This is a genomic window from Blastocatellia bacterium (genome assembly GCA_035573895.1).
Classification (GTDB): domain Bacteria; phylum Acidobacteriota; class Blastocatellia; order HR10; family HR10; genus DATLZR01.
This window is the reverse complement of record DATLZR010000085.1, coordinates 1-8331: the sequence shown is the minus strand read 5'-3', so window position 1 is coordinate 8331 and position 8331 is coordinate 1. Positions and strand designations below refer to the sequence as shown.

Here is an 8331-nt window from a genome sequence, read left to right as displayed (position 1 = left end):
CAAAGCTCTTTCCTTCGGGAATGGAAGGCGGCGTGATGAAGCCGGAGTTCTACATCTCGCTGGTGACCATGCACGGGACGCTCATGGTGTTCTTCGTCATCTCGATGGCACTGGTGAGCGGGTTTGGCAATTTTCTCATCCCGCTGCAGATCGGGGCGCGCGATATGGCTTTTCCGGTGCTGAACATGCTCTCGTACTGGACGGTGGTGCCCGCCTGCCTGATCATGATCGGCTCGTTTTTCGTCGAAGGAGGAGCGGCGGCATCGGGCTGGACGGCTTATCCTCCGCTGAGTGCGGTGCGTCAGGCTGTGCCCGGATCGGGATGGGGACAGACGCTCTGGCTGATCGGGATGGCGTTGTTCATCGCCTCGTTCACGATGGGAGGCCTCAACTATGTGACGACGATTCTCAATCTTCGTGCGCGGGGGATGTCGTTCATGCGGCTGCCACTGCTTGTGTGGACGATGTTCGTTGCCGCCATCATTGGATTGCTGGCCTTCCCCCCGCTGACGGCCGCCGCTATTCTGCTTCTCTTCGATCGTCATGGTGGGACGAGCTTCTTCTTGCCGAGCGGATTGTACTTCGGGAATCAAGTGCTTCCTCATCAGGGCGGCTCGCCGCTATTGTGGCAGCACCTCTTCTGGTTCCTCGGTCACCCGGAAGTGTACGTCTTGATTCTTCCGGCTCTGGGTGTGGCCCTGGAAATTCTCGCGCCGTTCACACGTAAGCCGATCTTTGGTTACCGCCTCATCGTCTACTCGGTGGTCACGATTGGCGCGCTGAGCATGATCGTGTGGGGACATCACATGTTCGTCAGCGGGATGAGCCCCTATCTGGGAGAATTTTTCGCCATCGGCACGATGGCCATCACCATCCCATCAGCTCTCATCGGCTTTTGCATGATCGCCAGTTTGTGGGGAAGCCGCCTCCAATTGACGACGCCGATGCTCTTTGCCCTGGGTTGCATCGCACTCTTTGGGACCGGTGGCCTGGGGGGTATTTTTCTCGGCAATGCGACCTCCGACATTCAGCTTCACGATACCTATTTCGTCGTCGGCCATTTCCATTTCATGATCGGCGGAGTGACGCTGCTGGCGCTGTTTGCCGGGACCTATTACTGGTTCCCCAAGATGTTCGGCCGCATGATGAACGAACGCCTCGGAAAAGTTCACTTCTGGCTGACGCTTCTGTCCTTCTATGGCGTCTTCCTGACGCAGCATTTTCTCGGCCTCGGCGGGATGCCGCGTCGGTACTATCAGTTCACCCGATTCGAGTTTCTTCAGTCGTTGCAGGACCTCAATCGGTTTGTTTCTATCAGTGCTTTTGTGTTAGGCGCTGCGCAACTGCTCTTTTTGGTCAACTTCTTCTGGAGTCTCTTCCGGGGGCCTCGCGCGGAGCAGAATCCCTGGCGGGCGGCGACGCTCGAATGGACGGCCCCCTCGCCGCCTCCGCACGGGAATTGGGGAGCCAATCCGCCTGAGGTTCACCGCTGGCCATACGACTACAGCCTTCCCGGCGCAGCGGAGGACTACGTGCCACAGACCGCGCCGTGAAGTGGATGTGCGCGGAGTCGGGGAGAAGGAGACGGGCCCGACAGCCAAAGAGGAGGGGACATGATCCGCCAGCAATCAGAACAAACAGAACTGGGACGTCTGGCCGTCACCTCCGGGCAACTGGGGTTGTGGATCTTTCTGGCCACGGCGACCATGCTTTTTGCCGGATTCACGAGCGCCTACCTCGTGCGCCAGGCCGGCCCGGATTGGCGATCCATCCCTTTGCCCCCGTTACTCTGGCTCAATTCCGGGGTGATCGTCGCCAGCAGTTTCAGTTTAGAACGCGGCCGGGCGCACACGCTGGCGCGGCCTTCTGCCGGTTACCTCTGGATCGTCATCGCGTGGTTTTTAGGAGTCGGATTTCTCCTGGGGCAGGTCTTCGCCTGGAAGTTTCTCGCTGATCAAGGCGTTTACCTGCCGAGCAATCCTCACAGCTCGTTCTTCTACATCCTGACGGGCGTTCATGGCGTACACGTCCTCGGCGGCCTGATTGCGCTGGGGGCGCTACTGCTTTGGCGAAATCGCATGCCTCGGTCTCGATGGGAGCAACGCCTGAAACTGTGCGCCACCTACTGGCACTTTATGGGTGGGCTCTGGCTCTATCTTTTCGTCGTGCTCTTCGTTCTGGGATGAGGAACTGGATATTCGCCACGAATGAGGGAAATCGGGGAGCGCCCGTGGGTTGCCCGCTCAAGCGGGCACGGCGGAGGCGCGCGCTCCCAGGATATTTTCAGGGGAGGGAATTGCGATGACCGACGCATCCGTGTCACACGCAAGGGTTCTTGCATGGAGTGGTGAAACATCACCCTTCGCTGCCAGTTGGCAGAAGGTGATGATGTGGCTTTTCATCATCACCGATGGACTGCTGTTTGCCGGGTTATTGGCCGGGTACGGATTCGTGCGCATCGCCAGTCCACACTGGCCGGACCGGGCAGAAATCTTCCATCTCGATTTCATTGCTCTGATGACGTTCATCCTCATCTCCAGTAGCGCGACGATGGCCACGGCTGTGGGGGCGGCGCGTCGCGGGGATCGTCGGGCCGTGGTGGGGTTCATCCTTCTGACCATTTTGGGCGGTCTGGCCTTCCTCGGGTGCCAGGCCTACGAATGGTCAAGCCTCATCGGAGAAGGAGCGCGGCTCACCAGTAATCCCTGGGGCGTGCCTCTGTTCAGCGCGTCGTTTTTCATTCTCACCGGATTTCACGGGTCGCACGTTCTCACCGGAGTAATCATCCTCAGTGTGACCGCCGTTCGGTCGCTGCTTGGTCGCTCGTCGGCAGAAGGGATCGAGCTGGCGGGACTCTACTGGCACTTCGTGGACCTGGTGTGGGTTTTCATCTTCACCCTGTTCTATCTGATTTGAACGGTCCAAAGCGTTTGCCCCGTTGCCGGGGCGGAGGAGAGCGTATGACGGAGACGCATCCAACCATTCGGTACAGGCTCTATTGGGTCATCTGGGGGGCCTTACTGGCGTTGACGCTCCTCATGATGGTGAGTGGTTCAGTGACCGTCCCCAAGGGGATTCTGGTGGGGATTTTACTTGTGGGGATGCTGGTGAAAGCGTCGCTCATCGGCGGATACTTCATGCACCTGCGGTTCGAGCGTCTGGCGCTTGTCATCAGCGTGGCTGCGGGGCTCCTTCTGACTGCGGGAGTCCTCTTTTTCTTGATCGCTCCCGATGGGCTTCGTGTCCTTAACTCGACGGCGAGGTGACAGGCCGATGTGGTTCCGAGTGCTGAAGATCATTGTCCTCATTGTCGGATGGGGAGCGCTCCAGACCGTTCGGGCTCAGTGTGCGATGTGTAAGACGGGATTGCTTAATTCCCCCGAAGGGCAGGCGCTTGCGCGCGGATTCAATACAGGGGTTCTCTTTCTCCTGAGCGTCCCATTCCTTCTGGTCACAAGCGTCGCGGCGATGATCTACATCGCCGAGCGCCGGCGCAAGCGATCACTTCCGGCAACGCCGCCTGGTTTCGCGCGGCATGGCCGGGGAGCGATGGATCCTTCCGCTGAGCACGAGGGGTATCGCGTGGGCGTATGGGGGAGGTTCGCTTATGACCGAACCGGTGAAAGCCATTGATGTGATGTATTACGTGGCCACCCGCGAGTTCATGGAGAAGTGGGATCGAGCGAAAGAAGGAGAACTCGTTTGCCGGATGGAGCGGGCCATCGGCGGACTGCCCCGGTATGACAGCATCGAACAGATGATTGCCCTCATGGACGACGCGGGCGTGGAGAAGGTGTTCATCGCTCAGTGCAAGATGTGGTCCTACTGGCGAAAGTGGATGTACATGGATACGCAGCTTGAGGACGTGCTGCAGTACACAGAGAAATATCCCGACCGGTTCGTGGGACTCGCCGGATACAATCCCTTTCGCATAACCGAGAGCCTGCGGGAGATCGAGACGGCCGTCAAGACCTACGGCTTCAAAGGCGTCTACGTCCATATCTACGGGTTCGACATCCCGCTTCATGATCGAAAGATGTATCCGCTCTATGCCAAATGCGTGGAGCTGGATGTTCCCGTCTCGCTGCAAGTCGGTCATGTTCTGGAGGCCATGCCGAGCGACTGCGGACGGCCGATCTATCTCGATCGCATCGCCTGCGATTTCCCCGACCTGAAAATCGTCGGCGCTCATACCGGCTGGCCGTGGGTCGAGGAATTGATCTCCGTCTGCTATAAATGGGACAACGTCTGGCTCGGCGTGGATGCCTGGATGCCCAAATACCTCTCGCCCGCCATCGTTCAATTCATCAACAGCCGCCTCGGACAGGACCGTTGCCTCTGGGGAACAAATGGTCTTCCCTGGAAGGAGAATCTCCGACAGCTCGACGAATTAGGACTCAAGGAAGAAGCCAAGCGCAAGCTCATCCGCGAAAACGCCGTTCACCTGTTCAAGCTCGATCAGCAAAGGGGCGGAAATGAGAATCAGCAGGTGATTACTTGAAGACGCCCAGAACCCTGGTCAGTAGCTCGATGATCTTTGGATTGGTCACGAGGATCAAGGCGATGAGGAGATAAAGAATGGTTCTGACCTTGTACAGTCCTCTCGTCATCTCCAGTTGCAAAGCGGCGATGCTACTCGTAAGCTCCTGGTTCACGTCAGTGATGTCACCCTTGAGTTCCTGGCGGAGGGCGGCGATGTCACCCTTGAGTTCCTGGCGGAGGGCGGCGATGTCGCCCTTGAGCTCCTCACGCAGGTTAAGGATTTCAATTTTGTTGGCGCTTATGTCGCCCCCGAGCTTCTCGCCAAGGCGGTACAAGTCTTCCTTGGTGGCGACATTCGCCTGGGTGGAGGCTTCGATATACCGGAGCAGGGCCCGAGCCGTTTCATCCCCCAGCCGTTCCTTGAGCAGGTTGTATGTTTCGATCGCTTCTGAGTTGGGCATACGACGGCCTATTATATCACGGCCCCGAAATCTCCGCGCGGCCCATGTTGTCGCCCAACCAACGGTGCGTTGCGAGAGGCCGACGCGGTGGAGTGAAGCAGCCGCCCCCCACATGGGCAATCTGATGAGAGACCGATTTCGGACATCCCCCATCTTTCACTCGCACTGTTGAACAAGGGAGGGGTGACGATGAATTTTCTCGATCTCACCGGTAAAAGAGCCGTCGTCACCGGCGGCGCTCGCGGCATCGGTCGAGCAATCGTCCAGGCGCTCGCCGATGTCGGAGCTGATGTCATGATTGCCGACCTGCGCGCGGAGGACGCCGAGACCACGGCGCGGGAGGTGCGCGAGAGGTCGGGCCGCGATATCGTCGCCGTACCCACCGATGTGACTCAAATCGAGAGTGTCTTTGCCCTCCGGGATGAGATCCTTCGGCGATGGGGAGCCGTTGACATCCTCATCAACAACGCCGGGTGGGATCGGCTCATGCCGTTCGTGAAAACGACGCCAGATTTGTGGGAGAGGATCATCGCCATCAATTTTCGCGGTGTTCTCAATACCTGCTTCGCCCTCCTGCCGCAGATGGCCGAGCGAAAGCGCGGCTGCATCGTCAATGTCAGCTCGGATGCCGCGCGGGTGGGATCGCTCGGCGAAGCCGTCTATGCCGGATCGAAAGCCGCTGTCATCGCCTTTTCTAAAACGCTCGCACGGGAGCATGCGCGAGATAACATCCGGGTGAACGTCGTCTGTCCCGGTCCATCGGAGACGCCGTTGCTTGAGGAGATGCAGCAGGACGAGTTCGCCCGGAAGATTCTCGGCACGATGGTCAATTACATTCCCCTGCGACGCCTGGGCCAGCCGGAGGAGATCGCTCCTGTCGTCGTCTTCCTGGCCTCCGATCGAGCCAGTTACATCACCGGTCAGGTCATCAGCGTGAGCGGCGGCTTGACGATGGTCGGTTGACCGGCCGGTGGAGGGGGAATCGAGTCAGCGCGTGCCCCGAAAAAACGATCCTCTCGGGCGTCAACGGGCCGGCGACGCCTGTGGGCGAGCGACAGAAAAGAGGGGAGCTCAATCAGGAGAGAGGAGAACAAATGACGGAGGGTGCTCTCGACAACATCTTTTCCCTCTGTGCGGAGACGATCAGCGATCTGAGCTTTCCCACCGTGAGACGGTGGAAAGAGGACCATCCGGGTGGGAAGGTGATCGCTTACTTCCCGGTCTATGCTCCGGTGGAGTTGATTGATGCGTGTGGCCTGCTACCGGTAGGACTCAACGGAGGTGGAGACCGGATTGATTTGCACCATGCCGATGCCCGATTCGGGTCGTTCATCTGCTCGATTGTCAAAACGACGCTGGAGATGGGACTGACCGGACTGTTGCAGCCGTTTGATGGAATGCTCTTCTCAACCATTTGCGATTCGGCCCGGAACCTGTGTTTTGTCCTCAAGCGCAATCTGCCCGAGCTGTATATTGATTTTGTCCATCTGCCGCACAATCCCACGACCGATGCGGCCATTGCTTTTCTCGCCCGCGAGTACGAGCGCCTGCGGGAGAATCTGGAACGGCTGAGCGGTCAATCGGCCAGCGAGGACCGGCTGTGGCGGGCCATCGCAGCGCACAATGAAAATCGCCGTCTCAGCCGTCGTCTCTTTGATTGTCGCTCGGAGTCGCCTCATCTGATCCGCGCCTGGGAAGCGTACGTCGTGATGCGGATGGGGAACGTTCTCCCCGTCGAAGAACATTCGGCGCTGCTCCGGCGCGTGCTGGAGCATCTCCCCTGCCGTCAGACGAAGCCGCGCGATTCGCTTCGGATCATCATCGAGGGATCTTTCTGTGAGCAGCCTCCGCTGGATTTGATCCGGCTGATCGAGGAAGCGGGATGTTATATCGTTGACGACGATTTCCTTCTCGGACGGCGATGGTTTCTCGACGATGTGCCGACCGGGGATTCTCCGCTTCGGGCGCTCGCCGAGAGTTATCTCAATCGGTCGGTTGCCTCGTCGGTTCGCCATGATTGGCGTCGCCCGCGCCACCAGGCGCTCGTGGAGAAAGTCCGGCAGCGACGAGCCGATGCCGTCATCTTCCTCATCGCCAAATTCTGCGAGCCCGCGTACTTCGATTATGTGCTCTACAAACGCGAGCTGGACCGCGAAGGCATTCCTCACCTGCTTCTGGAGTTTGAGGAGAAAATGTTCACCTTTGAACGCCTGAGGACGGAGGTCGAAACCTTCGTCGAATCGTTGATTTTCGCCTGACCGGGATGAGCCCACAAGGGGAAGAGGCCTGTCGGAGAGAAGCCGATGACATCATCACGAACGGACTACCGGGGTCAGCTTCATCAGCGACAGAAGGAGCTGATGCTGCAATGGTACGAGCGATTGGATCAATCAGCCCGGAGTGGAGATCCGCCGGCCGTCGCCTTGATGATTTCCGGCAACTGCATCGAACTGCTCGAAGCCTTCGATGTCGTTCCTCTCTATCCCGAGGTGAACGCGCTCCAACTGGCCATTCGCCATCAATCGCTCGAACCGATTCTGCTGGCCGAAGAGATGGGTTATGCGGCGGACAACTGCGCTTACGTCAAAGCCGACATCGGGGCTTACGTCAAAGGACTGACGCCTACTGGCGGGCAGTTGCCGCGTCCGGCGCTCGTGCTCTGCAACTTCGTCGGGTGCAACACCTACATTAAGTGGTTCGAGCACGTCGCCGCTCTCACCGGAGCCCCACTGTATCTGCTGGATATTCCATTCGCTCGAACGGAGACGCCGACATCGGCGGATCTCGACTACGTCGTCCGCCAACTTCGCGATGTAGTCGCGCTACTGGAAAAAATTACCGGGCGACATCTGGACGAGGATCGGCTGGCGCAGGCCGTAGCCTGTTCTCGTCAGGTGGAAGAGTTGTGGTCTGAGATCAAGCATCTGGCGCAGCACTCACCCTCGCCCTTCGATGCCTATTTCGATGCCATCACTCTCATGGGGCCGCTCTATGTTTATCGTGCCCGACCCGAGGGAGTGGAATTTTTCCAACTCGCCCTGCGGGAGTTCCGCGACAAAGCCGAGCGCGGCGAGGGCGTTTATGATCAGGAGAGGTTTCGTCTCGTCATCGAAGGTCCTCCGCCCTATCCCTACTTCCGTACTTTTCGCGATATGTTTGCCAGGTGGAAGGCGTGCGCGGTTGCATCCACCTATTCGACGGTAGGGGGCCTGTGGGAGTTCGGCTTCCGTCACGATCCCGCGGATCCGTTGACGTCCATCGCTCTTCACATGCTCGCTCATAATCTCACCAATCGGAACTACCTCCAGCGGTATGACCAGATTCGGCGCTACGTGGAGCAATGGAAGGCCGATGGGGTGGTGATTCATTTCGTCAAGAGTTGTCGCCT

10 protein-coding genes are annotated in these 8331 nt (G+C 58.8%); 9 read left to right on the top strand and 1 reads right to left on the bottom strand.

Annotated features, from left to right (window positions below):
• The 6 genes from VNM72_08660 to VNM72_08635 all read left to right on the top strand — a co-directional run.
• Positions 1–1553: cbb3-type cytochrome c oxidase subunit I (locus VNM72_08660; GenBank protein ID HXF05473.1), on the top strand; the 1553-nt coding region annotated here is incomplete at its 5' end.
• 60 nt (positions 1554–1613) lie between these two features.
• Positions 1614–2186, top strand: a complete 573-nt coding sequence (locus VNM72_08655; GenBank protein HXF05472.1) for a cytochrome c oxidase subunit 3 — start codon at positions 1614–1616, stop codon at positions 2184–2186.
• 115 nt (positions 2187–2301) lie between these two features.
• Positions 2302–2916, top strand: a complete 615-nt coding sequence (locus VNM72_08650) for a cytochrome c oxidase subunit 3 (GenBank protein HXF05471.1) — start codon at positions 2302–2304, stop codon at positions 2914–2916.
• 44 nt (positions 2917–2960) lie between these two features.
• Positions 2961–3266, top strand: coding sequence for a cytochrome C oxidase subunit IV family protein (locus tag VNM72_08645; GenBank protein ID HXF05470.1), 306 nt, complete (start codon positions 2961–2963; stop codon positions 3264–3266).
• Positions 3267–3273: 7 nt separating this feature from the next.
• Positions 3274–3633: a hypothetical protein gene (locus tag VNM72_08640; GenBank protein ID HXF05469.1), complete on the top strand. Its 360-nt coding sequence runs from the start codon at positions 3274–3276 to the stop codon at positions 3631–3633.
• Positions 3608–4501, top strand: a complete 894-nt coding sequence (locus VNM72_08635) for an amidohydrolase family protein (protein ID HXF05468.1) — start codon at positions 3608–3610, stop codon at positions 4499–4501. Before VNM72_08640 ends, VNM72_08635 begins: the two co-directional genes overlap by 26 nt.
• Here the strand turns inward: VNM72_08635 and VNM72_08630 are convergent.
• The gene (locus VNM72_08630) at positions 4494–4943 is read right to left on the bottom strand and encodes a DUF1640 domain-containing protein (GenBank protein HXF05467.1); all 450 of its coding nucleotides are present in this window, start codon (positions 4941–4943) and stop codon (positions 4494–4496) included. The genes VNM72_08635 and VNM72_08630 overlap by 8 nt on opposite strands.
• Before the next feature lie 189 nt (positions 4944–5132).
• Between VNM72_08630 and VNM72_08625 the strand changes: the two genes are divergently transcribed.
• The 3 genes from VNM72_08625 to VNM72_08615 form a co-directional block, all read left to right on the top strand.
• Complete coding sequence (locus tag VNM72_08625) at positions 5133–5906, top strand: 3-oxoacyl-ACP reductase family protein (GenBank protein HXF05466.1); 774 nt, start codon at positions 5133–5135, stop codon at positions 5904–5906.
• Positions 5907–6037: 131 nt separating this feature from the next.
• Positions 6038–7201 (top strand): 2-hydroxyacyl-CoA dehydratase, encoded by a 1164-nt coding sequence (locus VNM72_08620; GenBank protein ID HXF05465.1) that lies wholly within the window; start codon positions 6038–6040, stop codon positions 7199–7201.
• A 45-nt stretch (positions 7202–7246) separates the two neighbouring features.
• Positions 7247–8331, top strand: a 1085-nt coding sequence (locus VNM72_08615; protein ID HXF05464.1) for a 2-hydroxyacyl-CoA dehydratase family protein, incomplete at its 3' end; no start/stop codon positions are given.